This window comes from Primorskyibacter sp. S87 (genome assembly GCF_049801055.1).
In the GTDB taxonomy this organism is placed as follows: domain Bacteria; phylum Pseudomonadota; class Alphaproteobacteria; order Rhodobacterales; family Rhodobacteraceae; genus JBNAGF01.
Map to the genome: position 1 here is coordinate 116,258 of NZ_JBNAGF010000006.1, position 25,547 is coordinate 141,804.

Below are 25,547 nucleotides of genomic sequence, written 5' to 3' on the forward strand. Positions count from 1 at the left end.
GTGCCTCAATGATCTGCCTCGTGTGTTTTCGAGGTGTCTGAGCCCGCGTCGCGAATGGTCGATGTTCCACGAAACCAGCGGCCCCATAATCCTGCCGTCACTACCGGTTATCGCACCCCAATTGGAACCCGACATTGCAATGCTCTTGTAGCCTTTTTGTGTCCGCATCCGTCCAGCCCCGAGGGGCGGTTACTTCGACCCAAGGCGAAACATAGTCATGGGCAAAATAGGCGTGGCCGTGGCCGGGTGGGGCGCCGAATGACAAGGCCATGTCCAGCGCAAGCTGAAACTGGGTGACAACCGGTATGAAAACGAGATGCTTGGACACGTCTTCGGCAGGTGGATCGTTCATCCATGGCGGCGCGCGCCACAGGGAAAACGGGTCATAGAACACAATCGGGTCACTTGAATACTGCAGAAAGACGATCCGCAAGCTGCCCCAATTGGCCTCGGCATGGGTCGCGTCGGCAAAATGAGAGGCGTAGCGCACAAAGGATCCGTCTTCGATTGTCGGCAGGACCCACGGGCTGCCCGGACGACGGGCATTCTGGATGCTCTGCCAGAACCGTGATGGGAACGGAGGTCCGGCCCAAAATGCCCCGTCAATCGGGTCATCGACGAGGCGGAAAAGATTGGTGACATACATGGACGACCACGCACCGAGACTGAGCCCGTGGGCATAGAGCCGGGGGCGGTTGTCAGCAGGCAGGGTCTTCCAGTGCTGGTGAACCGCTTCGAGAAGGGCCGTGGCCTGATCCAGACCTGTACGCGTTTCAAGGATCAGCGCCAGAGGCGATTGCAGATAGGAATACTGTGCGCTGACTGTCGCGATATTGCCGTTGTGCATGTACTCCACCGGATCGTGGGATCCGGGGTCCATCCAGCCTGTGCCCGTCGGGCTGGTGACGATCAGCACCTCGCGTTCGAATGCCCTGAGCCGTTTGAGCTCTGCCAGGGCAAGCGCGGCCCGTTCCTCGGGTGTTTCGCCATTGGCACGGCCGACATAAACCCGGATCGGATCCATCGCAGGCTTCCCGGTGAACGCTGAAATGGCGTTAGCATTCGGACCATCCATCACGAAATCCCTGCCGGGTTGCCCCATGGCCCCCCAGTCGATCAGCGACGCAGCCGAGCCGGACTGGTTCGGGTTGACAGGCAGCGGAGGGGCCACGTCAAAGAGTTGCTGTGCGGCCTCATAGCTTTCATCAAGCCCGGTCACGATATGATCGAGAAGTCCATCGCGGGTGACAAAGAATAAGATCAGGGCAACGGTGATCACACCCAGAACGTTGGCGCGGCGTTCAGGCATGAAGCGATAGAACCGGGATCTGATCCAGCGAAATAGTGCGGCGGTCAATGCGCCAACGGCAAAGGCGCCGGAAAAGGTAAGAGCGGCAACGACGAGGATCGTCGTCAGGTGCTTGGCTTCGGCGGGCTCCATGTCCATTTTGACGCGCAGGTCATTTTGCCACTCAAGACTGTTGGTTACAGTCCAGACTGCCAGTGCCACCACTGCGGTCGCGAACAGGAGATTGACGACCAACGCGGGTCTGCCCCGAAGTTGAGGGAAGTCAGCCGCCCGCCAGATCAGCCCAACCGTTTTACCCAACAGGTATCCAAGGGCTATCACAACGCCTCCCAGAACACCCTGAACGACCGGTCCGCGCGGGATCAGAGAGGGGGTCAGCGAAGCGGCAAAAAAGAGCAAGCCGAGCAGCACACAGGGGATCGAGAATCCTGCCAAAAAAGATCTGATCCGGTTCATTGCCCTCTCCCGGCAGTTCAGTCGTGGCAGTTGGCACGAGATTCGTAAAAGATGCCATCGATCATACTATTTGCAAGAAGAGTATCCGGTGGGTGTGGAATGGGAGAGATCAGTTCCGAACGGCCACTGACACTGGCCCGTTACGCGGGGCAGGGGGGCGAGCGGCGCTGAGGTCCGGCATGCGGGACTGCCGGCATGTGGCGCGGTTTTCTTTGTCAGTAGCGAAAATGCCGAAGCACCTTCGGATCTACACAGGCTGCAGCAAGAAGCCCGCCCCATAGCGCACCGGGAATACCCGGACTGGCCACGTCCTGACCTGCCAGAAAGAGACCCGGAATGGGTGTGCTGGCCCGAAGTCCGTCGCACATGACACGTTCGGGTGTCACGTCGAGCCCATAGAACGCGCCCTTGCGATGTCCGGTGAAGGTAACCGTGGACAACGGCGTGGCCAGTTCCCGGTAGACCACAAGTTTGGCGAGTTCGGGGAAATGGTGCCGGAACTGTGCCATCAGCGTGTTTTCGGCCCGGCGTTTGAAGTCCGCATAATCGTCGCCGCGCTCGTCCGGATCCAGGTCGGCCCAGGGCTCGACGCCTGACCAGTCTGACCAGACGATAAACTGCCCCATATGCCGGCCCTCCGGGCCGGGATCATGCGCCGGATTCTTGATTGAGCCAAAAGACGCAACCATGCACGGCGGGGGGGCATCCGGTGCTGCCGTCCAGATCACGTCGGTTTCTCCTGTTGGATAGATCCAGTGGTTCGCCCGGGTGGCTCCGGCGGCCTCGACATCGCCCTCGAAACCCAGAAACAGAGTGTAATGCGCGATGCTGGATGGCAAAGCGCGGATTCCGGCGATCCAATCCTGATGCCCGCATGTCTCGGGGAGCAGGTGGTCGACAGTTTCACGGGCGCCGATATCCGAGATCACGGCCTTGGCCCGGATTTCGGTCCCGTCGTCGGTCCGGACGCCGACAACAGCATCCTCGTCGAACAACAGCTCAGTGACATGGACACCCGAGCGGGTTTCGCCGCCCTGTTTGGCAATGGTTGGGAGGATGTGATCGGCAAACGCAGGGCTGCCACCAACCGGATACCACGACCCGCTTTGCAGATATGACGCGGAAATCAGGGCGTGCATCGCAAAGCTGGCCTTGCTTGGCCGTCCTCCGTGGTCGCCCCATTGCGCCGCCATCACGGCGGCCAGCTCCGGATCGTCAGTGATGTCGTCAATGACTTCCTTGGTTGTCCGGGCGCACCATTTCTGAATGGCCCGACGGTTCCACCAATCCAGAATGTCACCGGCGAATTCCGGCATCGCGCGTGTCGGGATGATCTTGAAGAAAGTCTCGCGGGCAGCGCGCAGTGCGCGGGTCCACGCTTCGATGGCGTCGGCCTGATCCGGGAAACGGTCCTTGAGGTCCCTTTCCTGCGCCTCAAAGGGGCGTGACAGGGCCAGCGGTTCTGCCGAGCCAATGTGCAGAATGTCATAGACGGAACCCAGCGAAACAAGTTCAATCGGGGTGTCCGACAGCCAGTCAAGCATCTCTCGGTCACGATCATCCGGCGCCAGCCCGCTGAGGTAATGAATGCCGACATCCCATGAAAACCCGTTGCGGGAGAAGCTGTGGGTCAATCCGCCCGGCGTATGGTGCTTTTCCAGCAAAAGCACCTTTTGCCCGACATTTGAGAGTGCGGCAGCTGCCGCCATCCCGCCCATACCCGAGCCGATGACAATGGCGTCCCATTGGGTTGTGTCTGTATCAAGCATGTTCTCTCTCCCGTGTGTCGCCCGGCACGATGTCCCAGACCTCGGCGATCCGACCGTCGACGATGCGCCACACCACCACGACGTCTATGGCAACTGGCTTGCCCCTGAAGGCCAGCGTGTTTCGTGACTGCACGACAACCAATTCGTTACCAACAGGTGTGGCCGAAACAGGATGAACCTCAAAGGAACCGCCCGACGTTGCGCTGATCGCTTCAAAGAACGTCCGGACACCATCCACTCCGTGATAGTCTCCCTGCAGTTCGGGAAGATTGGGGTTGGCGTAGTGCCAGATGACATCTTTGGCGAACAGATGCCTTGATGCGGCGAGGTCGCGCAGGTCAAGGCGCTGCAAAAGCGCGATATTTGGATGGACTTCGCTCATATCTGTTCCTTCGCAGGAAACCGGAGGAGCCAGTCGAATTCATTGCCGGTTTGATCTAGGGTAGCACTTCGCGCCTGTGCGCGCGTTGATCGGCATCAACTTAAAGCTCCGAACAAAGTGCGGGATCCGCCGTCAGCCGGCAGGGTGCCAAAATTGCTTCAGACCAAACCAGTGATTTTCGGCCCCTCAGCCGGCTAGTCCTTTCGTATCAAACACAGCGTTTCAAAGCGGACAAAGATTGCGAAAGGTTGAAAATCTGCTTCACTTTCCTCATCGGATTCTGTCCTCGACAGTGATGGGCAATTTGGAGGTATTTGGTGTGAAACGAAACAGAGTGATCAAAGGGCTCCTGTCGGGGCTTGCGGCCTGCGCCTTGATGGTGGGAGCTGCAGCGGCGCAGGTGCCGATCGGAGAGCCGTCATCGGACGAGGACATTCAGGCCGCACTGGGCGGCGGCGTGCCGATGGGGCGCTGGAAAGAAGGCCTGACATTCGAAGGTATCAGCCCGCAACCCTGGCTGAAAAGCGCCGCGAACTGGTTCCCGGGGACCGAAGACGTTCAACCCAACGAGATGCGGATCATCTTCATGGGGTCGGCCCCCTTTATCCGCCCCGGACAGATGAACACCGCCATTCTCGTGGAACTCGGCAACGGCAAGATCTTCATGTTCGACATTGGCGAAGGATCGCCCTCGAACATTATTGCCAGCGGCTATGCGCTGAACCAGATTTCCGATGTGTTCATCAGCCACCTTCACGTCGATCACTTTGGCGGTCTGCCATACTTGTGGATGTTCGGCACCTGGGCTGGCGGCTGGCATGAGAACCTGACGGTTCACGGACCCTCGGGCCGGACCGAGGAATACGGCACCAAGACCATGGTGGAGGGCATGAAGATGATGACCGGCTGGCACCGGGACGCATTCAGCGTGTTCCCGGTGGGCAAGGGCTGGGACATCGTCGTCAATGAATTCGATTTCCGCGACAATGGCGGCGTGATCTATGACGAGGACGGCGTGCGGGTCATTCACTGGCAGCGCAGCCACGCCAAGGACGGCGCCTCGGGTTATCGGCTGGACTGGAACGGCATGTGCTTCATCTGGACCGGCGACGGGCGCCCGAACATGATCGATATTCCCTTTGCCAAGGGTTGCGACGTGTTCGTGACCGAACAGCAGCAGGAGATCCTCGAGATTTCCTCCGGGGTGCAGGGGGTTCCGCCTTTCCTTGGACGTTACACCGTCGATACCCACCACACGCCAAGCTACGCTGCGGGTTACATCGCCAATCTCATTCAGCCGCGTCTGCTGATGAACACGCATTTCAGCTATGATCCTTACCAGATCGAAGAAACCGTGGCCGAAATCCGCGAGCACTGGAAAGGGCCTTACCATTTTGGTGCCCCGGACGGCATTGTGGTGAATGTGACCAAAGATCAGATCTGGGTCCGCGAAGGCATCCTGCCGGACTTCCCGAACTCACGCTCGCCGCAGTTCGATTTCTCCAACGGTCAGCTGGTCGTGCCACACCCACCGCATCAGCGCGCGGATATTCAGGAGCCTTATGTGCGTGAAATGGAAATCGACCCCAAGCTCTACTATCCCGAGGGGTATCACCCGGAGCTGCTGACCGAATGGCCCGTCGATAGCGATCTCGTTGTGCCGATCGAGAAGCTTCCGGATGCGCTGAAGGAGAGCATGGGAGCCGCTTGGCGCCTGCGCGAGGCAAACCAGAAAGTTCTCAGGGAGCAGGGCGAAAACTGATAGGCAGGTTTGCCCCTGCAGTATGAACCCGGCGCGTGCTGCGCCGGGTTCCTTGTTTCGATCGTGCTATGTGGCCAACAGCTGTTTCAGAAGAACACAGACAGTCCCAGCTTGATCTGGCTGTCCGGACCGCCGGTTGGTTTACGATCCAACGCGTAGTAACCAAGGCTGAGATCAAGCGCCGTTCCCTTGGCTTCGTTGATGATCGATGTCTTGCCGACCGTCAGTCCCACCGGAATGGTCCAGGCTTCGCGGCTGCTAGGAGCCTTCCAGTTGTATGAGAGCACGTTGTTGTAACCAAAGTACCAGCCTTTGCCCAAGCCATAAGTCAGAATCGGTTGCATGATCGATACGCTGAAATCGTTTTCCCCCCAGATATGCCCGAGCACGCCCCCCCATGACAGATCGCCGGTCTGACCGAAGACAACAAACGCAGGACCTGCGCCCCAGCCCGCGCCGGCCAGTGCGGAGTCGGTTCGCGTCGGCAGAGAGACCTGAAGACCGTAACCGATTGCAGTTCCGCTTGGACCCGGCGTGGGAGAATAGAACGCCTGAATTGTGGTGTCGCCAAGACCCCAGGTCAGATCGTTTGCCGGCGACGGGGTGTTGTTCCCGGGCGGCAGGACCGCGCCCGGCTGAACGCCCTGAATCGGTATGATCCCCCGAAGAACCAGAGAGGCATTGTTCAGAGGGACCGAATAGACCGGTTGCAGTTGGAAATTGTAGCTGTCCTCATCAAACGTGCCGGTGCGGAAGGCAATCGTGTTGTCGGTGATCAGTGCCTTGGTGTCCGCAAGCGGGTTCGCCGCCTTGCGGGCAGCCTGACAGGCGGCATCGCAGGCGGCGGCACCTGATCCTGAAAAGAGATGGAGTGCCAGCGCTAGGGCAGGGACCCAGCCAAAGTGATTTCGCGTCATGTTCGGTTCCTCGCCTGAGAAAATGCAGCGGTCAATTTACATCCCGTCGCGGTGGGTGAATTCACCATTCAAAAGGGTTCCAACGACAAGCGCTTCTTCGATCATGTTTGCGGGTTCGATCTCGCGCAGGTTCTTCTGCCAAATGGCGATGTCGGCGTATTTGCCAACCTCCAGCGATCCGATCACGTCCTCCATTCCCATCTGCCACGCCGGCGCGACTGTGTAGGCGTTCAGCACCTGATCGATGGTCATCACTGGACGCCAGTCAGGGAAGGGTTCTGCACCTTCGATCGTCGGTTCGATCAACGTCATCGCCTGCTGGAACAGGAATGCCGGATAGGCCCGTGCGATAGGCGCGCCGGGTGCGTCGCCGGAAAGCGAGAGATTGTCGTACATCTGGGCGATCTGTGAATACTGCCCATGCGCCTCGCGAGCAAAGGCCTCCTGCATGATCTTGAACAGTTCCGATCCGTTCCGGCCGGCATCCAGTTCGTTGTAAAAGAGCGGGCTCGCGTTGGTGGGGATGTTATGTAGCACCACCCGGTCGCGGGTCTCGTTGTCCATTGATGTGAAATGGTCGATCCGGTTCCGCGCGTTCGGATAGGCTTTTTTCGCATCGATGATGATGTCCACATACCGCTTGATCAGGCGCGAGCCATCTGCATGGGTGATGACATTGATGTCGTTTGCGTTCGCGCGATTTACCACCTCGAAAATTCGGTCCGGTGTGACGCCATATTCGCCCCAGGTCGGCGCGTCGCCCGGATTTGCCGGCAGATAGGGAACAAGCTGCGTCGCCCCGCGTGCCAGCCAGGCATTCTCGGGGTGGATCTTGATCTTGTCGGTCCGCAACATGTCGGTGTCGTAGAGCGTGCGCATCTCCAGCGCGAAATCGACGATGTCCTGCGGGTCGGCATCCTGCAGCTTGAACCAAGGCATCACATTCAGGCGCAGTTTGGCATGACCGCTGTCTTCGCGCTCTTTCAGAACTCCCATGATCTCGCGCATATCCTGCTTCATGTTCTCGGTGCTGATGGAAAACCCCGGAGTCACCAGCCCCGGAACCATGGCCGTGGTCACACCTTTGCCAGACAGGAAGTCCTGTAGGACGTCCGCCGATTCCGGCACGATGGTGTCCGGGTTCCAAGCGCCCATTTTCACGAAGGACTCAAAAAAGATCGTCTCGATGGCCAGGCCGGTCGGATTGCCGTCGGCATCCCGCTCCCAATAGATGACGCCCGGCTGCTTATCCGGTGTATCACGAGTCACGCCAGCGGCCTCCATCGCCAACGTGTTCAGCACCGCGTCATGGCTGGAGTTTCCGATCACCATCGTCGGCCGGCCGAGATCCCATTTGTCCAGATCGGCGGCGCGCGGTTGCTGGTTGCCCAGATTGGCCGGTGCCCAGCCATAGCCGATCAGTGGCCCAGTTTCCTCGGGATTGGCATCGACATACTCTTTCATCAGCCGCCCGACATCGTCGACCGACCGTGCGGCGCTGACGTCCACACCGGTGGTCATCCAGTTCGACGACACAACATGGTTGTGAGATTCGATCATGCCGGGCGTGGCATATTTACCGCCCAGGTCGATGACGTCTGTGCTGTCGCCAACAAATGCACTGGCGTCCTTGCTGGAGCCGATGAAGAGTATCTTGCCATCCTTGATGGCAACCGCCTCGGCAGTCGGTTGGGCGCTGTTCATCGTTTCGAACATGCCGTTCACAAGCAGTCGGTCTGCGGTTTGTGCCCAAGCACCTGCGGTTGCCATTGTCGCGATTACAGTTGCGAGAAAAACTTGCTTCATTTCAGACCCCAAAATTTCCCTGACTCTGCGTGAACCGTAGGTTGTGGCGCGGGGCGGATCAAATCACTTTAGTGAAACGCATCGGAATTTTCTGCACCCTGAGAACAGCTTACTCGGAGCAGTGTTCTGCACGTCTCGGATAAAGGGAAGGATCGGCCGCGAAATGCCCGGCTGACACAAGCCGGACCGATTTCTGGTTCCGGAGTTGAATTTTCCCCTTTTTTTATGGTTGCCAACCGGCCTGTCAGCACCGGATCTTCTCCATTCCCGGATCATAAAGCGGTTTGAGAGAGGCCGTGGCCTCAACCATGTCTTCTGCTATCTGGATCTGCCAATGCCCGCTATGCACCAATTCTGCCGTCAGCGGTTTGTCGTGCTCGGCAAACCCGATGCCAACCGCTCCACCCAGAGAATGACCGTAGCCACCGATCTGAACATAGCCGACTTCTTTGCCATTCAGATAGATCGTCTCGTTGCCGTACAGCAGCGGCTTTGGGTCTTTCAGCAGGAACTGCAACATCCGCGTGGACGGAACCCCTTTGGCCTTTATGGCTGACAGCGCGTTGCGCCCGACGAAGCCGCCGGGCTTGTCCAGTTTGACGGCAAAGCCGAGACCGGCCTCGATCGGGTTGTCGGTGTTGTCCACATCAAGTCCGAAATCGCGATATGCCTTTTCCAGACGCAGACTGTTAAGCGTCTGCATGCCGGCATCTCGCAGGCCAAACTCGCGCCCCACGTCTTTCAACAGGTCATAGACCTGAACCGCCGCGTATGAGGGCACCTGAAGCTCCCAGCCGAGCTCACCTACGAACGTGACACGAAACGCTTTCACGACCCAGTACCCGACATCAATGTCCTGCCATGTCATGAAGGGAAATGCCGCGTTCGACATGTCGGCGTTGGTGACTTTCTCCATCAACTGGCGCGCTTTGGGCCCGTGGATGTTGATCTGCGTGATCGCAGGTGTGAGATCGGTGATCACTACGACTTCGCCGTCACGAACAAACCGTTTCATGCGCATCAATGTGTGTCCGTGGCTGTTTTCACCGACGACCACCATGAATTTGTCTGTTGCCAGACGCGTCACGGTCAGATCGGCTTCGAACCCGCCCTGTTCATTGACCCATGCCGTATAGACGAGGCGGCCGGGCTCCACGTCGATCTCGTTGCAGGAGAGGCGGCTCAGCAACGCCAGCGCATCCGGTCCTTCGACGTTGAACTTGGACATGGTCGACATGTCCATGATGATGACATCTTCGCGCGCGGCGCGGTGTTCCTCGGCATGCCACTCGAACCAGTTCTGGCGGTGCCAGCTATAGGTGTCGATTTTTGCCTCGGCCGGGGAGGGGGCAAACCAGTCGGGCATCTCCCAGCCGTGGCCTTCGGTAAAGAATGCACCGTTTGCGGCCAGTCGGTCGTGCAGGACCGAGCGTTTCAAATCCCGGGCGGTTTCATATGCTTCGTTGTGATAGTGCTGGCCGAACATCTTGCCCAGCAGTTCGGGGCCTCGGTCTCGGCGAAAGGCCCGCGTTGCCTCGTGGCGGGTAAAGCGGTTGACGTTGATGCCTGTCACGTCGATCGGCGGGATGCCGTCTACAATCCAATGCGCCAGCACCCTGCCTGTGCCAGCGCCGTTGAGAATACCCAGCGAGTTCATTCCGCAGGCCACATAGCAATTGCGCAGCTCGGGCGTCTCGCCAACCAAGGGCGCCAGATCCGGCGTGAAGCTTTCCGGCCCGCAGAACAGTTTTCTCACGCCGATATCAAGGGTGGAGGGAACCCGCGAATAGGCCTTTTCGAGATGCGGCCCGACACGGTCCCAATCCGGTTCGATCTCGCCAAAGGAAAAATCTTCGGGGATGCCATCGAGCTTCCACGGCGCGGCGCCGGGTTCGAACAGGCCCAGCATCAGCCCGCCAACCTCCTCGCGGTAGTAGGTATAGGTCGAGGGATCTTCGAGCACGGGCAGATCGCGGCTGAGGCCGGGGACGTTTTCGGTAATCAGGTAATAATGTTCGGCGGCCTGCAATGGCAGGTTGATGCCTGCCTTTGCTCCCAATTGTCGGGACCACATGCCACCGCAGATCACGACGTTTTCTGCAACGATGGTTTTCCCGTCTGCGGTCTTCACACCGGTCGCAGTTCCATCCTTGGTCATGATCTCCGACACGGTGATGCCTTCGAAGATCTTTGCACCGCCCATGCGCGCTCCCTTGGCGAGGGACATGGTAACGTCGACAGGGTTCACACGGCCATCTTCGGGAATGTAGAAGCCTGCCAGCACGTCGCTCAGGTCGCCAACCGGAAACAGCTCAGCCGTTTCCTGCGGTGAAATCTCGTAGATATTGATGCCATGTCGCCGCATGAACGGGGCAAGACGGCGCATTTCGTGGACACGTTCCTCGTTGTTGGCAATCTGCAGATAGCCCACGTCGCGGAACCCTGTCGGCAGGCCTGTTTCCTGTTCCAGCTTGGCATAAAGATCGCGGCCGTGAGTATAGATCTCGCATTCTGCTTCCGACTTCAGAAGTCCGGCAACGACCAGCCCGGCTGCGTGCCATGTGGTGCCACTGGTAAGCTGGTCGCGTTCGAGCACCACCACATCTTTCATACCCAGTTTGGTCAGATGGTAGGCGGTGTTGCAGCCGATGGATCCACCGCCAATGATTACGGTCTGTGCATGGGTGGGAAGCTTTGCCATGGAGAGTTTCCTTGCATCCGGGTTTTTGCGCTGTGGAACGGCGTTCGGTCCAGTGGGAAGCCGGCACGATATTTGTCGGGTTGGCCGACGATGTGCGCCGCCGCAACGGGGCCTTGCGGTTTGATCAAATTAGTATCGTGCCTGCAGAGAATTCAATAGCTTTATTGACTAAATGGTCATTTAATGGAGTTGGCAATTTCATACTGCTTTGAGAAGGAATGAACTCTGTGATTTTGGTAAAGGGGTATTAAAATATTGGCCCTGACAGCCAGTAGGTGTAAGGCGTTCTGTCGGTCGGAAATTGACGATATTGCCTCCGCGTTGACTTGGCAGAAGGAAGCGGTTGAGGCTCTCAGTGTCAGGGCATATCGAGGATAGGTGGCGGCAAACGTGACGCAGGAGACGCAATGAACGATTCATCCCCGCAGGCAGACGATCCGCAACGAAAGCCGCGTACGGCGTCGAAGGAGGTGCGTCGTCAGCAATTGATAGATGCGACCATCGAAAGCATCGCCAAATATGGCGTTTCGGGGACGACGATGACGACCGTTACAGGGTTTGCGGGGCTGTCGATCGGGTTGGTGAATTTTCACTTCAAGAACAAGGAAACCCTGTTCGAGGAAACCCTGCGCTTCCTTGCAGAGGAACACCGGGATCAATGGAAAAGGAGCTATGAAAAGGCGGATCTGTCTCCAGAAGCCAAGCTCTTGGCCATCGTCGACGCGCATTTTCACTCCCGCATCAACAACCGCAAGAAACTGTCCGTTTGGTTTGCGTTTTATGGCGAGGCATCAAGCCGGGCCAAGTATCGCAAGATCATGCAGGAGATTGATCCGGAACGGTGGAAGCTGTCAAATACCCTGATCCGCGCGATTATCGCAGAGGGGGGCTATGAACAGGTCGAATCCGAAGTGGTCGCAGATACGCTCGAAGGCTTGTATGACGGGTTCTGCCTCAATATTCTGATCTACCCCGGCGAGTTTTCACGTCAGGATGCAAAGCACCGAATTCGCACCTATCTGTCGGGCGTGTTTCCAAGGCATTTTGACCGGCCTGCCGCCCCCGCATGAGCGGCCCGTATCCGACCCCTGGATGAATTTGACAATTGCGGATTGAAAGCTTGGGCCAGATGCGCAGGGCCCAAACTCAATCCGTCACCTCGGCCGAGATTACATTTTGGGGAAATAATCCTGACAGGTTCCCTCGCGATAGACGTCGGCGGTGCAGCAATGCAGGCCGCCGCCAAACGCATAGGCGTCGCGCAGATCGACCGGCACGACCTCCAGGCCGAGCTTGTCCATCTGTTCAGCCTGATAGACTTCTGACTTTTCGACGCAGACTGTCTTGGGATCCAGTACGAGCACATTCATCGACAGCCAAGTAGAGGAATAGCACAACGGCGGCGGCGTGTTGTGAGCCGGGTGCGCCGCATCCACGATTTCCCAGTCATTGTCCTCGAACATCTTGCGCTGATCGTCCGGAAGCCGCCGCTGCGGATTGTTGAGAATGAGGCCGGGCCGCAACGGCGTGAACGTCGCGTCGATGTGGATCGGGTAGGGGTCACCGGGAAAGTTGACAGTGTGCACACGGTGATCCGGGAAATGCCTGCGCAGCCATTCGATCCCCTTGAGGTTCGTCGTAAAGCCGTGCTGAACGACGAGGTCCCGCCCAAATCGCAGTACATCAGCCGCATCGAACAGCGGTTCCTCTTCGGTGGTGACAAAGAACTTTTCCGCGGCCCACTGTAGACGCTTTTCGACGCCGATCTTGTCGCTCAGATAGTCCGGGTGGTAATCCTTGTCGGTCAGCCGGGGCTTGGGGGCGCACTCATGCCGAAAATTGGGGTCCTCGTCAAAATACTGCTGCATGAGGGGCCTGTAGTTCAGGTATTCGAACCAGCGGCAGCGATACGACATCGTGGCCTCGAGCATCTCGGAGCCAACCGTCAGCAGCACATCGCGTGGCGGCATGCACCCGAACTGGCTGTCGGTGTGGAAATCCGGGGTTGTCGCAGGCAGCGAGTGATCGATCGGCGTGGGCCGGTCAACCCGGATACCCCTTGCTTGAAGCTGAGCGGCAAAACCGTCAAGCAACTCGTTCGCCCGGTCGATGGTTTCTTGCGGACGCCGACCCCATTGGCCCCGCATATCGCTGTCTTCTGGCACCTTGGCGTCCAGCGCGGGCTCTTCCGGGGGGATGTGGCAATCGTCGGCCCGGCCGACGATCACATGCTTGAGCGGATCCCATTCATTCCAGCTGTTTACAACGGTCTTTTGCACGCTGCTTTCCCCCAATTATAAGTTTGCCGGAACGTCTTAGGGATAAAGTTTTTTCACGGCAAGTGGCGTCCCGACAAAATGGGAGCTCATTTGGCGTTCTGTCCCCTTTGTAGCAATGAGCATCCGGCGCGACGGTCGACCACGTGTTGTTATCGCAACAAGAGTCTTTGGTGGCAGAGACAAGAGTGTTAGCGTTGCCCGAAGTCGAGGTTCCGGCAGGATGGTGGCGACCAATGAAAAGACAATCACTCATATACGGGGCAGTCGTGTTCGCCGCTGTGTTTTTTGTTGGATGGATCACCGGAATGGGAGGGTCGTTCATTCCCAACCTGGGCTTCAGCGCACTGATGGGTGTGTTTGCAGCGGTCTGTTTTTCACTTGTCACACGGTTCGGCGGCAAAGGCTGAAAGCTGGTATCGTGAAAGGATGGGCCAATGTGCCGACGGACTGTTGGCGCGAAAGCGCCACATACAGGTTGTGGGGGCCAGTGGCGGGAAGGAACGGATGAGACGGGCAAGCAGAAACCTTGTGCAGCTGACTGGCGCATTGTTCCTCAGTCTTGTTGCACTACACGGCAGTTCCAATCCCTTATTCGCCGGCAACTGTCCCCGTGTTGGAGCGTTGGAAACCGTTGCCGAGACTGGCGCTTCTCCGGTGGGATCCGTCTGCGTGACTTTTCGCGGGCTGGCCGCTTCTACCGGCGTGTCCTGTTTCTGGGATCACCCCTATCGGGATCCGTCTGCCGCATGGTTGGCGGCGTCGCTGTGGGATGAATTGCTGGCGTGTCGTGATGGCGTCCGGCCGGGGCCTGATGACCGGGTCAATCATCCTGACAGCTATGATCTGAAAACGCTGACCGTGGGAGAAAACGCCTACAGCGTGTCGTTGAAGGACAAGGGAGAAGAGGGCCGCACACTCGTCTTTCTCAGGCTCGAACGTCAGACCAAGACAAGCCCCTTGTCCGACTGAATTTGGATCAGGCGCTATCCCGCCTCGCGTCCGGGCTCTAGCTTCCGCGTGTGCACTCGGCGCAGCGGGACAGGGCTGGGTCTATGGCGAGCCGATCCGGTGGGATCTCTTCGCCGCAATCGGCGCAATAGCCGAATTCGTCACTTTCGAGCCTGTTCAGCGCGGCCTGCAGCCTGATGCGCTCGGCCGCGCGGCGGCGGGCGCTGGCCTGTGCCATGGCCTGATGTTGCAGGGCATCCATCCTGCTCAGCCTGCCGACGCGGGTCTGGTCCAGATCGACGATTGCCTGACTGTCCTTGCCGGCACTATCTTCAGCGTCCAGTGCCGCCAGCATCGACAGGAGGGTGGCGCGGTACGAATGTGTCATATCAGCAGACTGACACGGGTGAAGCTCGATCAGCAAGAAGCGCAAAAGACTTGGGCATACGAATTGATTGAGCCCGGAAATTTTGGATTGGCACGCGGCACGGAGGATCAGACTTGCTGCCTTGACCGGCTGATATAGACTAATTGCAGACGCGCGAGTCCGATTTCAGTCCGGAACTTTCATCTCCATCATCGGGTGCCCCAATGAAAAAAACCCTGTTCTTCAACGCCGCCGCTCTGGCCGCTTTCATGGCGCAGCCTCTGGCCGCGCAGTTGAAATATGACAATGCGTCAGGCGGATCCGTCACGCTATACGGTCAGTTCAATCCCGCCTGGCAATCGGTTGATGACGGTGTTGAGAAATACAACAACCTTGTCGACAGCACGCATTCCAACTCGCGGGTCGGGCTGTGGGTTCGGCAGCCTACATCTGCGGGGCAGTTTTCGTTCAACTTCGAAACGGCCCTTGGTCTGCGGCAGTCCAATATGGTCAGTCAGAATTTCAAACCCGATGCACTGCATTGGCGGCGTGTGAATATCCGCAAGGTCGACTTTGCGCTCGAAACCGATCGGGCGGGCAAGTTCTATTTCGGACAAGGCAGTATGGCCAGCGACCTGATTGCGCATTCGGACCTGTCGGGAACTGCACTGGTCATTTACTCAGCAATTGGCGATTCTTCCGGCGGCTTCCGGTTCAGGGATACCACCGGAGCTCTGACCGGGCCGACCATCGGCGCGGCGACGCCGGATTTCGATGGCGGCCGCCGGGGGCGGATCCGCTATGACAGCCCAAGTTTCAGCGGTTTCACGGTTTCGGCCTCTTATGGCGAAGAGATCCTTGCCCAGAATGTGGATTTCAAGGCCACCGATATCACGCTGCGCTACAAGGGTGAATTCGGGGCAACAAAAATGGTGGCCGGACTGGCATATGCTCACCGCAAGCCCAACGCCAATACGACGCTCAAGGACACGCTTGGATCCTTCAGCCTTCTTCATGAGTCCGGTTTCAATTTCACCATGGCAGCGGGCAGCCGGCAAAACGCCGGCAGCTATACCTATGCCAAGTTCGGCTATCAGGCCGACTGGCTTGCTGTCGGAAAAACTGCACTGGCCATTGACTATTATCACGGTCGGGACACCGGGTTGACCAACGGTTCCCGTGCCAAGGTCTTGGGGGTGGGCGCCGTGCAGAAGTTCGACAGCCAGAATGTCGAAGCTTATCTTGGGCTCAGAAAGTATGAATACAGCCAGCCCGGCACCGCCTATCAGGATATCAGCTCTCTGTTCATGGGCGCCCGCTGGAGGTTCTGAGGTCGAACGCAGAATCATCGCTTCGCTTGATCGAACGAACGCGCCCCGGCCGGGCGCGTTTTTTGCCGTTGCAGGCGGCGATTGAAGGCCGATCCGGCCAGATGCCCCTTGCGCCGGACAGACAGGGCAAATAGAAGGCCTCAAATTATGCCGGCGCGCGGGATTCCCGTGCGCCCCGATACTCATGGGGACTACCAAATGCAGGTTACCGAGACGCTGAACGAAGGTTTGAAACGCGGCTACAACATTGTCGTCACCGCCAACGAACTGGATGAGAAGGTCAACGAAAAGCTGGTCGAAGCGCAGCCTGAAATCGAGATGAAGGGCTTTCGCAAGGGCAAGGTGCCGATGGCGCTGCTGAAAAAGCAGTTTGGCCAGCGTCTGCTGGGCGAAGCGATGCAGGAAACCATCGACGGTGCCATGAGCAAGCATTTCGAGGACAGCGGCGATCGGCCGGCGCTTCAGCCTGCGGTCAAGATGACCAACGAGGACTGGAAAGAGGGCGACGACGTTCACGTCGAAATGTCCTACGAGGCTCTGCCCGAGATCCCCGAAGTTGACCTGAAAGGCATCTCGCTCGAGAAGCTGGTCGTAAAGGCCGACGAGGCATCCGTGGAAGAAGCGCTGGGCAACCTCGCCGAGACCGCGCAGGATTTCAAAGATCGCCGCAAGGGCTCCAAGGCCAAGGACGGCGATCAGGTCGTCATGGATTTCGTCGGCAAGGTTGACGGAGAAGCATTCGAAGGCGGTTCTGCCGAAGATTATCCGCTGGTGCTGGGTTCGAACTCGTTTATTCCCGGTTTCGAAGAGCAGTTGGTTGGCGTGAAGGCCGGCGAGGAAAAAGACGTCGAAGTTTCTTTCCCCGAAGAGTATCAGGCCGAGCATCTTGCCGGTAAGGCCGCAGTCTTTGCCTGCACCATCAAGGAAATCAAAGAGCCGGTTGCGGCCGAGGTCAACGACGAGCTGGCCAAGAAGTTCGGCGCCGAAGACTTGGCTGCCCTGAAGGAACAGATCGGTGAGCGTCTGGAAGCCGAATATGCCGGTGCATCCCGCGCGGTGATGAAGCGCGGCCTGCTGGACAAGCTGGACGAAATTGTTTCTTTTGATTTGCCGCCGTCGCTGGTGGAAGCCGAGGCCAAGCAGATCGCGCATCAGCTGTGGCATGAGGAAAACCCCGAGGTCGAGGGCCACGATCACGAAGAGATCGAACCCAAGGACGAGCACAACAATCTGGCCGAACGTCGCGTGCGTCTGGGCCTGCTGTTGGCTGAACTCGGTCAGAGAGCCGAGGTTGAGGTTACCGACTCGGAGATGACCCAGGCGATCATGAACCAGGCCCGTCAGTATCCGGGTCAGGAACGCCAGTTCTTTGAGTTTGTGCAGCAGAATGCACAGATGCAGCAGCAACTGCGTGCGCCGCTCTTCGAAGACAAGGTTGTCGACTACATCTTTGAACTGGCTGAAGTCGCCGACAAGGAAGTCAGCAAGGACGACCTGCAGAAAGCTGTCGAGGAACTGGAAGACGAGTAATCGTTTTCCGGCTCCGGGCGATCAGCCTGGTATCGGCACAAACAGAAAGACGAGAGCCGCCCGGGGGGGCGGCTCTCTTTTTGTTCGAGGGTAGCTGAGTGGCCGTGGGGATCATTTTTCCTCGAACAATTCGGGATGCGCCAGACGCATGATCTGCCGGCACTGTTCCGGCGTCAGCCTGTCTGACATCGCGCGGACCAGACGTTCGGTTGCTTCGGCTTCTGCCGGGTCGTTCGCCGCGTCTCGCATCTGTTCCATCATATATTCCTGCAACGCGCCGGCTGGTGCTTGTGTGACGGGTTCCGACGTAATCCGCATCAGAGGCTTCTGATCCCGCAGGGCAAATCGTTCCAGAGCTTCCTGCTCTGTCAGAAAGACGTCATGTCGGATCCCTGCAAAGTTGCGAATGCCGTCGATGCGGTTGTCTGAGCAATCCATCAGGGCCGCCATCGCCTTGACCTTTCCCATTTGCTTGGCGCTACCAAGATAGTCGTTGGGTGCATTGCCGGAACGTTGCAGCACGCGGTTCATCACGGGGTCGATCACCGCGACAGCATCCAGAACACCGGCCCTTTTTGCATATTCAAACGCGCCGATCATCACCTCGCTCGTGACGTATGAAATCGAGTTGCGGGTCTTGCCACCGCAGAGCTTTACCGTGTCGACGCAGAACCGGGTCGCTTCCCAGACCTGAGCGCTGCGAAGCGGTGGTTCGCCATCCAGAATGGCCGCGAACACATCAGCCAGCATATGCGGGCCAGTGGTTTGCAGCAATCGCATGCATCCAACCACGTCTCCGTCGTCGTCCAGGCTGACCACATGCACCGGATCGAGCGCGTCGAATTCGTCTATCTCCTTGTTGTTGCTTACTTTCACATCCCAGCCGAGCCGCCCCTGAAAGACGCGGGCCCGCAATTCGAACATCTGGTCCAACACGTCGCCGAACAGGTGTTTATTCAAAGAGTCGATTACAATAATCATGGCATCCCCATACCGTTTTGAGCTACGGCCCCAAGTTAACCATGGGGCAAAGAAGCTCTATTGGGGGATTCCCGTAGTGCGGAGAGTTTTCGGAAAATGCTACCGGTTATTCAGGTTGCACGAGGCCAAGGCCAATTGCCCGACCAACGGCCTGAACCGTGGTCAGTGCACCCAGCTTTTCCCGGCCCGAACGCAGATGAACCTCGACGGTTCGATGCGAAATGCTGAGAATATCCCCGATGTCCTGCTGGGATTTTCCGGCAGCAACCCATTGAAGGATTTCGACTTCCCGGGTTGACAGGGACGGACGATAAAGTGTTTTCGGAAGGACACCCGAACGCAGGACATTGTCATGCATGTGAACAGCGGCGACCTGCAATTCACCCATAACGTAGTCTTTGAACGCATCCCATTCCCTGTCCTTACAGTCCCGGGTGACACTTAGCAGTCCGCATTCGCCATAAGGGCCCCGGATGGGAACGGTAAGGCCGCGATCGGTAATGCCGAAATCGCTGGCATCACGGAATACGGTCTTGAACTTTTCGTCACAGCGCAGCCGGCTCCAATCGACGGGCGCGACGCTTTTGACCGATTTGGTCAGGGTTGGGTCAAACTGATGAAATCCGCGCTGTCCGTAGTGCAGTTTCCACGCGTCCGGGTAGGTTGCATAGCCCTGTACATCACCAGTGATCGGGTTCGATGTCGCATAGGAAGCAAAGTCGAATCCGAGCCTGTCGCAAAGTTCCCGCAGGTAGGCATCTGCGTGATTCTCAATGTTGTCGATCGCGCTCAGATCAATAAGTTTCATGTGTCATTCCATTCGCTTCCGATCGCGATTGCCGAGCGCCTTTTAGTGAGGATGCTATCGCGAAAGCCGTATTGAATTCATATTGGGGCAGCATCTTTGGCAATGACAAGTCTAGTTTACGTAGGGGCAGCGACAAGCACCTAATAATGCGACAAAAAGTTTCCTTTATGTGCGCAGTTTAAATTACTTTTCCCAGAACGCGGAGTTTCGCTGGGCTCGAAAGGCTTGAATTTGCCCATTTGAGTTGACCAGAGAATCAGCAAGTAAACCGATTGTCTGGGTGAATTGGTAAGCCTGCCGGGCCCCGATTTGCCTCAGTTGGCGAGGGCAGCGCAGAAACGGGCATCCATTTTGCAAATTAGTGCTAACATGGGGCATCCTGTTCGAATTTGCGGAAGAAGGGTTTTCATGATGACTAACAAGTTGCTTGCCGAATTTGTCGGCACTTTCTGGCTTGTCTTTGGCGGCTGCGGCAGCGCCGTCCTTGCGGCCGGAGTTGCGGATGTGGGAATCGGATGGCTGGGAGTTTCCTTTGCATTCGGCCTGACAGTGATGACCATGGCCTTTACGGTTGGTCACATCTCGGGTGGCCATTTCAACCCGGCCGTGACGCTGGGTCTTGTCATGGGCGGGCGCCATGACGCCAAGGAGATGATCCCGTATTGGGTGGCGCAGGTTCTGGGCGCGATCGCGGCGGCAATCGTTCTCTATGTGATCGCCTCTGGTGGTCCGGCCGGGCAAAACGGTGTCGGCGGCTTTGCGTCGAACGGCTACGGAGCAGCGTCACCTCAGGGCTATTCGATGATGGCCGGGCTGGTGGCCGAGATCGTTCTTACAGCGGTCTTCCTGATCATCATCCTTGGCAGCACCTCAGAAAAAGCGCCTCCGGGGTTCGCGCCGATCGCGATTGGCTTGGGTTTGACACTGATTCACCTGATCTCGATTCCGGTGACCAACACCTCCGTCAATCCGGCACGTTCAACCGGGGTGGCATTGTTCGCGGACGGCCCGGCTCTGGCACAGCTCTGGCTGTTCTGGGTTGCGCCCCTTGTCGGTGCAGCTCTCGGTGCCATCATCTGGAAGGCGCTGGACAGCGGGGAAGAGTAAGCAAAGTATGGGGCGCCGTCGCAGTTGCGGCGCCCTTACTGTTTGACCAGAGGTTGGGCAAGACCGGTTTCCACCAGCATGCCCCGTCTCTTGGCTTCGTGGTAATAACCGCGAGAGTAGTGTTTGACCGCGTTGTCGTGGCTGCCATCCGAAATCAACCACGCCCCGCGCAGGTATTTGACCGAGAACTCAAGATTGGTGTCGGCGTCCAGCAAATCCTGTGGCTGACCGCGGAACCCCATCGAACGCGCCGTGGCTGGCAAAATCTGCATCAGACCATAGTAGGGGCGGTTGATGGCATGCGGCCGATGGGTGCTTTCCCGGATAACGACGCGGTGCACCAATTCCCTTGGAACTTCGTAGTAATCTGACCAGTAGTTGATCTTTTTCCGCAGCTCCGGGGTTTCATTCGGATAAAGCGGCGGATCGAAGGGAGCGTTACGCGTGCTTTTGCGCCGTGTGCTGCAGGCGGACGTGACCAGTGTGGCTGCGGTTAGAGTGAGCAGGGTTCGGCGGGTCAGCTGGGCCATAGTGTGTCTCCGAAAAACGTTGAACGCAGAGTAACGGCGTGGGCAAAGATGCGGAACCGGTGGTCGGTGACCAAGCTCGGGCCGTGCGGGAATCCGCTTGCCGGGGCGTTCGGGCAGAAAAAAAACCGCGCAGAATACTGCGCGGTTTCCGTCGTCGTTAAGTTGAGGCGATCAGCTGGTGCTGTCGTCCTCGGCCGGTGCTTCTTCTTCGGCAACCGGTGCATCTTCGTCGTCCGAAGCGGCGGCGCCCATGTCGTCGAACAGTTCGGCGATCTCGAATTCGGCGGCGGCTTCTTCTTCGGCGGCCAGATCTTGGATGGATTTGCCCGATGCCTGAAGTTCGGCTTCCTCTTCCGAGCGCGCCACGTTCAGCGCAATTCCGACTTCGACCTCGGGGTGCAGTTTCACGGCGACGTTGTGCAGGCCCAGTTCCTTGATCGGAGCGACCAGTACAATCTGCTTTTTGTCGACGGTGAAGCCGGCTTCGGTGGCTGCGTCGGCTGCGTCGCGCGGAGTGACCGAGCCATAAAGTGCGCCAGAATCCGATGCTGAGCGAATCACGATGAACTGTTGACCGTCGAGCTTTTCAGCCAGTGCTTCGGCTTCTTTCTTGGTTTCCAGGTTGCGCGCTTCAAGCTGCGCTTTCTGGGCTTCGAAAGAGGCGATGTTGGCGTTGCTTGCGGTCAGAGCCTTGCCCTGCGGCAGCAGGAAGTTGCGCGCATAACCGGGCTTGACGTCAACGACGTCGCCCATCTGACCCAACTTGGCAACACGTTCCAGAAGGATAACTTGCATTGGTCAGGTCTCCTTACTTGACGGCGTAGGGCAGCAGGGCGAGGAAGCGCGCGCGCTTGATGGCACGAGCCAGTTCGCGTTGCTTCTTGGCCGAAACGGCGGTGATGCGCGAAGGCACGATCTTGCCGCGCTCGGAAATGTAGCGCTGAAGCAGACGGGTGTCCTTGTAGTCGATCTTGGGTGCATTGTCGCCCGAGAAGGGGCAGACCTTGCGGCGGCGGAAAAATGGTTTTGCAGCCATGGTTTAGTCTCCTGTACTCAGACGGTTATCAGCGGCGCTCGCGACGGCCGTCGCGCTCGTCACGTTTCTGCATCTGGATCGAGGGGCCTTCGGCGTGCTCGTCCACCTTGATGGTCAGAACCCGCATCACGTCGTCATGCAGACGCATCAGGCGCTCCATTTCCTGAACGGCCGGTGCCGGGGCATCGGTCTTGAGGAAGGAGTAGTGACCCTTGCGGTTTTTGTTAATCTTGTAGGCCATCGTCTTGACGCCCCAGTACTCGCTGTCGACGACTTTGCCGCCGTTGTCCGCGAGGACGGTGCCGAAATGTTCAACGAGGCTTTCTGCCTGCGCGTTGGACAGGTCCTGACGCGCGATCATGACATGCTCATAAAACGGCATGTGAACTCCTGTTTCTGTCGAGGCGCATTTCATAGACGGGGCCAGATGCCTTTCGCGGCCCTGTCACGAGAGACTGCGCGGATAAACGTAGCTTGCGAAAGGATGGCCTCATATACACGCTGGCGCGCGGGAGGCAAGCGGAAACCGGGTAGTTACGGCCGTTTCCCTATGCCCCGTTTAATCCCTGTATCTGCCCCAATCCTGACGTTTTGTTAACTGAGATTGATGGGACAGGACCGCAGTGGCGGCCCTTTTGAAACCTGAACAGGACACAGAGACAATGAGCGCCGCAGACCAGACCCTTCAGAAGGCAGTTGCGATCCCGGCATTCGAGGAAACGGTTCCTCTGATGATCAACTTCGCACCCAACTGGCCGGTACGCACCGTGCTGTTCCGTATTTGCGGCACCGCGCTCGTCCTGAGCGCCGCCGGAATGTGGCTGTTGCCGGGCGCCCAGTTGTCGGCGGAACTGGTGCTGATGAAGCTCGGCGTGTCGATCTTCTTCTTCCTCTGCGGTCTGGCCTTGTTGATGATGCATCACGCCGACAATCAGCCGGATGCCTATTTTGATCCGATCCGTCGCGAAGTCCGGGTTCTTCAGAAGAACAACCGCGGGCGCCCGCACACGGTTCTGCGCCGTGCTTACGACAGTCTTGGCAGCGCAAAGTTCTTCGAGACCAAGGTTGAGCTTTATGACATGGACGGCAGCCTGCTGATGCGCCTGCCGCTGGAAAATGTTGAAATTCGCCACGCCCTTCGGTCGCAGTTGACCGGAATTGTCAATATCCATTCCTGAACCCGGATCGACCCGGGGACAGCCGGCGAACTCTGTTCGTTCTGTCACACAATCTGTTTATTTATGTTGACTTGTCTGCCGCCTCCGGGCGGCACAAGTTTTTGGGGATGTTTCATCCACTCCCGGATTAGAGACAACGCATGAAAGACGGAGCTTCCCCAATGAAAACGACCCTCCTTGCCGCCGCTTTTGCTGTCACCGCGACTGCCGGTTTCGCCGCGCCTGAGAAATATGTTCTTGATGCCAGCCACAGCCAGATCGTGTTCAGCTACAACCACCTAGGCTATTCAACTACCTACGGCATGTTCTCGGGCTTCGATGGCGAAATCATGTTCGATCAGGAAGATCCGGCCGCGTCGAGCGTGACGGTTTCCATGCCTGTAAAGTCGATGATGACTGGTTGGGAAAAGCGGTTGGGCCATTTCATGTCGCCCGATTTCTTCAACGCTCAGGACGGGGACATGGTCACGTTTACCTCGACTGGCATCGAGGTCAGCGGCGACAATACCGCCAAAATCACCGGCGATCTGAGCATGAACGGAGTGACCAAGTCTGTAGTTCTGGACGCCACTCTGAACCAAGTTGGCACCCACCCGCAGGCCCAGAAACCATGGGCGGGATTTGACGCATCCACGACGGTTCTCCGGTCCGACTTCAATGTCGGTGCGTTCGCCCCCTACGTAAGCGACGAGGTTCAGATCATGATCTCGATCGAGGCGATGAAAGCCGAGTAAGGTCTAGCCAATCTGAAGGTTTAAACGCCGGGCCCGTGGGTCCGGCGTTTTGTTTTCGAGTCAAAGACCAGTGCGCAGCGAGACGGGGCCAGCCTGCCCGGCCGGGCGTTAGTCGTTTCCTGCTGACGCGCCCCGTTTGGCCGAAAGGCTGATCGAAACGTCGACAGCAAATCCGACCGAGCTTTCATCCTTCAGTGAAGCGCCGATGCCGTAGTCGAGCCGTTGCAGCCAGGTCTGGCCGGTCATTCGGGCCGTGTCTCCGTCAAGCTCAAGGTCGAAGGGCAGGGTGACGGGCACGCTCTGGCCTTTGAGCGTCAGGGGACCGGTCGCGATATAGCCGGATTCGGTTTTCTCGATCTGTGCGACGAAGCTTGCGGTTGGAAACTGGGCGGCATCGAAAAAATCGGCGCCCATCGCCTGTTGCGTGACAGAGCCCAAGGTCAGCGAGGTGATGGCGATGGTGACGTCGACCTCTCCGGCCGGGCCGGGCGCATCCGGCTCGTCAAAGGTGATTGCCGCTGTCCAATCGGCGAACTGTCCGTCGACCTCGCTGCCCATCTGGCTGATTTTGAAACCCAGACTGCCTTCGGTGACCTGCCAGTCCGAACGCACGGCCTCCAGAGTCGCGCTTTGCGAAGTCGCCGTAGAGTGACCAGGGGCGAACATACCAAAACCTGTGCCAATACCAAGCGCTACGCCCCAGGCCACAATCGCCGCACCCAGCGGCAGCAAGCTGTGTTTTTGTTCCTGGGGAGTGGGTGCGTCGCTGGGCCCTGGCAACATCCGGCGCAGAGTGCTGTCCCGGTCGATGACGTGATGCTTCAGAGCGCCGGCAATGTGCAAAAACAAGGCCACGACCAGGACGCGCTCGAAGATCATATGCAGCGATGCAAAGGTCTCGGCGAGGGGTTCATGCTTCGGGACGAAGGGAAGCGATTGACCGAACGGCCACCAGATCGGTGCAAACCCCGTGGTGGCAGAATGGTGAATCCATCCGGTCAGGGGAACCAGCAGGAGCGAGCCGTAAAGAAGCCAGTGCACCGTTTCCGCTGCAAAGGCCTCGGGCTTGTTGTCCGCATTCAGCAATCCGGGTTTCGGCTGGATCAACGCCCAGGATATTCGGGCGAGTGCAACGAAAAAGATCGTTACACCAAGCGTCTTGTGCATCGAAAACAGAAACGCCGCGCGGGCGATCTCGGCCTCGGACGGGGTTATGGCGGGATCGCGCACATGATGGGCGAGATTGTTGGCAACCAAACCAAGCGGGATCACCGAAAAGATCAGCAAGACCGTTAGCCAGTGAAATGTCTTGGTCACGCTTCCATAGGCGCTGAACGTGTTGGACAAGGTCCGGGTCGAGGGGGGCATGGGAATCTCGCTCTTGGTGGTATTCTTTACAAACTATAGCCTTGCGCAGTTCGCTCAAGTGGCGGTCGCGCACAGGTATCGTGCCAGCATGCAGGTGTTTTTGCCTCGCTGATCTGCGCGTTAAGTGAACCTCATACATGACCGGAACCGGCGGGCATTTGGAGGGTGTTCAGAAAGGCGTAAATCGGGGCGATGGCTTGTGTGGCCGCGCGGGGCGGTCTAAACCCTGCGGGAAACAGAAATGAGGA

Annotated in this window: 24 protein-coding genes; 9 read left to right on the plus strand and 15 right to left on the minus strand. The window is 58.1% G+C overall.

Features of this window, described 5'->3' with window-relative positions; genetic code table 11:
• Positions 1 to 100: 100 nt before the first annotated feature.
• The 3 genes from ACP15U_RS12075 to ACP15U_RS12085 form a co-directional block, all read right to left on the minus strand.
• Positions 101 to 1,765, minus strand: a complete 1,665-nt coding sequence (locus tag ACP15U_RS12075; RefSeq protein ID WP_425045396.1) for an alpha/beta hydrolase — start codon at positions 1,763 to 1,765, stop codon at positions 101 to 103.
• 215 nt (positions 1,766 to 1,980) lie between these two features.
• Entirely contained in the window at positions 1,981 to 3,534 is a 1,554-nt protein-coding gene (locus tag ACP15U_RS12080) for a phytoene desaturase family protein (protein ID WP_425045397.1), read from the minus strand.
• The gene (locus tag ACP15U_RS12085; RefSeq protein ID WP_425045398.1) at positions 3,527 to 3,916 is read right to left on the minus strand and encodes a nuclear transport factor 2 family protein; all 390 of its coding nucleotides are present in this window, start codon (positions 3,914 to 3,916) and stop codon (positions 3,527 to 3,529) included. Before ACP15U_RS12085 ends, ACP15U_RS12080 begins: the two co-directional genes overlap by 8 nt.
• A gap of 319 nt (positions 3,917 to 4,235) precedes the next feature.
• Between ACP15U_RS12085 and gntH the strand changes: the two genes are divergently transcribed.
• Positions 4,236 to 5,678 carry a guanitoxin biosynthesis MBL fold metallo-hydrolase GntH gene (gene gntH, locus ACP15U_RS12090; RefSeq protein WP_425045399.1) on the plus strand — a complete coding sequence of 481 codons (1,443 nt, stop codon included), beginning with the start codon at positions 4,236 to 4,238 and terminating at the stop codon, positions 5,676 to 5,678.
• Positions 5,679 to 5,764: 86 nt separating this feature from the next.
• Here the strand turns inward: gntH and ACP15U_RS12095 are convergent, their stop codons facing one another.
• From ACP15U_RS12095 to ACP15U_RS12105, 3 genes are all read right to left on the minus strand, one after another.
• Positions 5,765 to 6,595 (minus strand): hypothetical protein, encoded by an 831-nt coding sequence (locus ACP15U_RS12095; RefSeq protein ID WP_425045400.1) that lies wholly within the window; start codon positions 6,593 to 6,595, stop codon positions 5,765 to 5,767.
• Between the two features lie 36 nt (positions 6,596 to 6,631).
• The gene (locus ACP15U_RS12100; protein WP_425045401.1) at positions 6,632 to 8,401 is read right to left on the minus strand and encodes an amidohydrolase; all 1,770 of its coding nucleotides are present in this window, start codon (positions 8,399 to 8,401) and stop codon (positions 6,632 to 6,634) included.
• 244 nt (positions 8,402 to 8,645) lie between these two features.
• A complete protein-coding gene (locus tag ACP15U_RS12105; RefSeq protein ID WP_425045402.1) occupies positions 8,646 to 11,102 on the minus strand; it encodes a GcvT family protein in 2,457 nt (818 codons plus the stop codon).
• Positions 11,103 to 11,509: 407 nt separating this feature from the next.
• On the opposite strand from ACP15U_RS12105, the gene ACP15U_RS12110 reads away from it, so the two are divergent.
• Positions 11,510 to 12,172: a TetR/AcrR family transcriptional regulator gene (locus ACP15U_RS12110; RefSeq protein WP_425045403.1), complete on the plus strand. Its 663-nt coding sequence runs from the start codon at positions 11,510 to 11,512 to the stop codon at positions 12,170 to 12,172.
• A 99-nt stretch (positions 12,173 to 12,271) separates the two neighbouring features.
• Here ACP15U_RS12110 and ACP15U_RS12115 read toward each other — a convergent pair whose 3' ends face one another.
• Positions 12,272 to 13,381, minus strand: coding sequence for a serine/threonine protein kinase (locus ACP15U_RS12115; protein ID WP_425045404.1), 1,110 nt, complete (start codon positions 13,379 to 13,381; stop codon positions 12,272 to 12,274).
• 233 nt (positions 13,382 to 13,614) lie between these two features.
• Here ACP15U_RS12115 and ACP15U_RS12120 point away from each other — a divergent pair, with 233 nt between their 5' ends.
• Together ACP15U_RS12120 and ACP15U_RS12125 are read left to right on the plus strand one after the other, a co-directional pair.
• A complete protein-coding gene (locus tag ACP15U_RS12120; RefSeq protein ID WP_425045405.1) occupies positions 13,615 to 13,788 on the plus strand; it encodes a hypothetical protein in 174 nt (57 codons plus the stop codon).
• Between the two features lie 97 nt (positions 13,789 to 13,885).
• Positions 13,886 to 14,350 carry a hypothetical protein gene (locus tag ACP15U_RS12125; protein WP_425045406.1) on the plus strand — a complete coding sequence of 155 codons (465 nt, stop codon included), beginning with the start codon at positions 13,886 to 13,888 and terminating at the stop codon, positions 14,348 to 14,350.
• A 37-nt stretch (positions 14,351 to 14,387) separates the two neighbouring features.
• Here the strand turns inward: ACP15U_RS12125 and ACP15U_RS12130 are convergent, their stop codons facing one another.
• Positions 14,388 to 14,717, minus strand: a complete 330-nt coding sequence (locus ACP15U_RS12130) for a TraR/DksA family transcriptional regulator (protein ID WP_425045407.1) — start codon at positions 14,715 to 14,717, stop codon at positions 14,388 to 14,390.
• A 203-nt stretch (positions 14,718 to 14,920) separates the two neighbouring features.
• Here ACP15U_RS12130 and ACP15U_RS12135 point away from each other — a divergent pair, with 203 nt between their 5' ends.
• Both ACP15U_RS12135 and tig read left to right on the plus strand, forming a co-directional pair.
• Positions 14,921 to 16,027, plus strand: coding sequence for a porin (locus tag ACP15U_RS12135; RefSeq protein WP_425045408.1), 1,107 nt, complete (start codon positions 14,921 to 14,923; stop codon positions 16,025 to 16,027).
• A gap of 198 nt (positions 16,028 to 16,225) precedes the next feature.
• Complete coding sequence (tig, locus tag ACP15U_RS12140; RefSeq protein ID WP_425045409.1) at positions 16,226 to 17,557, plus strand: trigger factor; 1,332 nt, start codon at positions 16,226 to 16,228, stop codon at positions 17,555 to 17,557.
• A gap of 111 nt (positions 17,558 to 17,668) precedes the next feature.
• Here tig and ACP15U_RS12145 read toward each other — a convergent pair whose 3' ends face one another.
• Positions 17,669 to 18,538 carry an acyl-homoserine-lactone synthase gene (locus tag ACP15U_RS12145; protein ID WP_425045410.1) on the minus strand — a complete coding sequence of 290 codons (870 nt, stop codon included), beginning with the start codon at positions 18,536 to 18,538 and terminating at the stop codon, positions 17,669 to 17,671.
• A gap of 106 nt (positions 18,539 to 18,644) precedes the next feature.
• Positions 18,645 to 19,346, minus strand: a complete 702-nt coding sequence (locus ACP15U_RS12150; protein ID WP_425045411.1) for an autoinducer binding domain-containing protein — start codon at positions 19,344 to 19,346, stop codon at positions 18,645 to 18,647.
• Between the two features lie 411 nt (positions 19,347 to 19,757).
• Here ACP15U_RS12150 and aqpZ point away from each other — a divergent pair, with 411 nt between their 5' ends.
• On the plus strand, positions 19,758 to 20,453 hold the full coding sequence (aqpZ, locus tag ACP15U_RS12155; protein WP_425045412.1) for an aquaporin Z: 696 nt from the start codon (positions 19,758 to 19,760) through the stop codon (positions 20,451 to 20,453).
• A 35-nt stretch (positions 20,454 to 20,488) separates the two neighbouring features.
• On the opposite strand, the gene ACP15U_RS12160 is transcribed toward aqpZ, so the two are convergent.
• The 4 genes from ACP15U_RS12160 to rpsF form a co-directional block, all read right to left on the minus strand.
• Positions 20,489 to 20,974 carry a transglycosylase SLT domain-containing protein gene (locus ACP15U_RS12160; protein WP_425045551.1) on the minus strand — a complete coding sequence of 162 codons (486 nt, stop codon included), beginning with the start codon at positions 20,972 to 20,974 and terminating at the stop codon, positions 20,489 to 20,491.
• A 180-nt stretch (positions 20,975 to 21,154) separates the two neighbouring features.
• The gene (gene rplI / locus ACP15U_RS12165) at positions 21,155 to 21,778 is read right to left on the minus strand and encodes a 50S ribosomal protein L9 (protein WP_425045413.1); all 624 of its coding nucleotides are present in this window, start codon (positions 21,776 to 21,778) and stop codon (positions 21,155 to 21,157) included.
• Positions 21,779 to 21,791: 13 nt separating this feature from the next.
• Positions 21,792 to 22,019 (minus strand): 30S ribosomal protein S18, encoded by a 228-nt coding sequence (gene rpsR / locus ACP15U_RS12170; protein ID WP_005982441.1) that lies wholly within the window; start codon positions 22,017 to 22,019, stop codon positions 21,792 to 21,794.
• A 28-nt stretch (positions 22,020 to 22,047) separates the two neighbouring features.
• Complete coding sequence (gene rpsF / locus ACP15U_RS12175) at positions 22,048 to 22,401, minus strand: 30S ribosomal protein S6 (RefSeq protein ID WP_425045414.1); 354 nt, start codon at positions 22,399 to 22,401, stop codon at positions 22,048 to 22,050.
• Positions 22,402 to 22,681: 280 nt separating this feature from the next.
• Here rpsF and ACP15U_RS12180 point away from each other — a divergent pair, with 280 nt between their 5' ends.
• Together ACP15U_RS12180 and ACP15U_RS12185 are read left to right on the plus strand one after the other, a co-directional pair.
• The gene (locus ACP15U_RS12180; RefSeq protein WP_425045415.1) at positions 22,682 to 23,197 is read left to right on the plus strand and encodes a hypothetical protein; all 516 of its coding nucleotides are present in this window, start codon (positions 22,682 to 22,684) and stop codon (positions 23,195 to 23,197) included.
• A 161-nt stretch (positions 23,198 to 23,358) separates the two neighbouring features.
• A complete protein-coding gene (locus ACP15U_RS12185; protein WP_425045416.1) occupies positions 23,359 to 23,931 on the plus strand; it encodes a YceI family protein in 573 nt (190 codons plus the stop codon).
• A gap of 108 nt (positions 23,932 to 24,039) precedes the next feature.
• Here the strand turns inward: ACP15U_RS12185 and ACP15U_RS12190 are convergent, their stop codons facing one another.
• Positions 24,040 to 25,299: a cytochrome b/b6 domain-containing protein gene (locus tag ACP15U_RS12190; protein ID WP_425045417.1), complete on the minus strand. Its 1,260-nt coding sequence runs from the start codon at positions 25,297 to 25,299 to the stop codon at positions 24,040 to 24,042.
• Positions 25,300 to 25,547: the final 248 nt, after the last annotated feature.

What these genes read in the sequence shown, in the direction of transcription:
- ACP15U_RS12075 (WP_425045396.1), bottom strand. Translation starts at nt 1,765, where the DNA reads ATGAACCGGATCAGATCTTTTTTGGCAGGATTCTCGATCCCCTGTGTG.
- ACP15U_RS12080 (WP_425045397.1), bottom strand. Translation starts at nt 3,534, where the DNA reads ATGCTTGATACAGACACAACCCAATGGGACGCCATTGTCATCGGCTCG.
- ACP15U_RS12085 (WP_425045398.1), bottom strand. Translation starts at nt 3,916, where the DNA reads ATGAGCGAAGTCCATCCAAATATCGCGCTTTTGCAGCGCCTTGACCTG.
- ACP15U_RS12095 (WP_425045400.1), bottom strand. Translation starts at nt 6,595, where the DNA reads ATGACGCGAAATCACTTTGGCTGGGTCCCTGCCCTAGCGCTGGCACTC.
- ACP15U_RS12100 (WP_425045401.1), bottom strand. Translation starts at nt 8,401, where the DNA reads ATGAAGCAAGTTTTTCTCGCAACTGTAATCGCGACAATGGCAACCGCA.
- ACP15U_RS12105 (WP_425045402.1), bottom strand. Translation starts at nt 11,102, where the DNA reads ATGGCAAAGCTTCCCACCCATGCACAGACCGTAATCATTGGCGGTGGA.
- ACP15U_RS12110 (WP_425045403.1), top strand. Translation starts at nt 11,510, where the DNA reads ATGAACGATTCATCCCCGCAGGCAGACGATCCGCAACGAAAGCCGCGT.
- ACP15U_RS12120 (WP_425045405.1), top strand. Translation starts at nt 13,615, where the DNA reads ATGAAAAGACAATCACTCATATACGGGGCAGTCGTGTTCGCCGCTGTG.
- ACP15U_RS12125 (WP_425045406.1), top strand. Translation starts at nt 13,886, where the DNA reads ATGAGACGGGCAAGCAGAAACCTTGTGCAGCTGACTGGCGCATTGTTC.
- ACP15U_RS12130 (WP_425045407.1), bottom strand. Translation starts at nt 14,717, where the DNA reads ATGACACATTCGTACCGCGCCACCCTCCTGTCGATGCTGGCGGCACTG.
- ACP15U_RS12135 (WP_425045408.1), top strand. Translation starts at nt 14,921, where the DNA reads ATGAAAAAAACCCTGTTCTTCAACGCCGCCGCTCTGGCCGCTTTCATG.
- tig (WP_425045409.1), top strand. Translation starts at nt 16,226, where the DNA reads ATGCAGGTTACCGAGACGCTGAACGAAGGTTTGAAACGCGGCTACAAC.
- ACP15U_RS12145 (WP_425045410.1), bottom strand. Translation starts at nt 18,538, where the DNA reads ATGATTATTGTAATCGACTCTTTGAATAAACACCTGTTCGGCGACGTG.
- ACP15U_RS12150 (WP_425045411.1), bottom strand. Translation starts at nt 19,346, where the DNA reads ATGAAACTTATTGATCTGAGCGCGATCGACAACATTGAGAATCACGCA.
- aqpZ (WP_425045412.1), top strand. Translation starts at nt 19,758, where the DNA reads ATGACTAACAAGTTGCTTGCCGAATTTGTCGGCACTTTCTGGCTTGTC.
- rplI (WP_425045413.1), bottom strand. Translation starts at nt 21,778, where the DNA reads ATGCAAGTTATCCTTCTGGAACGTGTTGCCAAGTTGGGTCAGATGGGC.
- rpsR (WP_005982441.1), bottom strand. Translation starts at nt 22,019, where the DNA reads ATGGCTGCAAAACCATTTTTCCGCCGCCGCAAGGTCTGCCCCTTCTCG.
- rpsF (WP_425045414.1), bottom strand. Translation starts at nt 22,401, where the DNA reads ATGCCGTTTTATGAGCATGTCATGATCGCGCGTCAGGACCTGTCCAAC.
- ACP15U_RS12180 (WP_425045415.1), top strand. Translation starts at nt 22,682, where the DNA reads ATGAGCGCCGCAGACCAGACCCTTCAGAAGGCAGTTGCGATCCCGGCA.
- ACP15U_RS12185 (WP_425045416.1), top strand. Translation starts at nt 23,359, where the DNA reads ATGAAAACGACCCTCCTTGCCGCCGCTTTTGCTGTCACCGCGACTGCC.
- ACP15U_RS12190 (WP_425045417.1), bottom strand. Translation starts at nt 25,299, where the DNA reads ATGCCCCCCTCGACCCGGACCTTGTCCAACACGTTCAGCGCCTATGGA.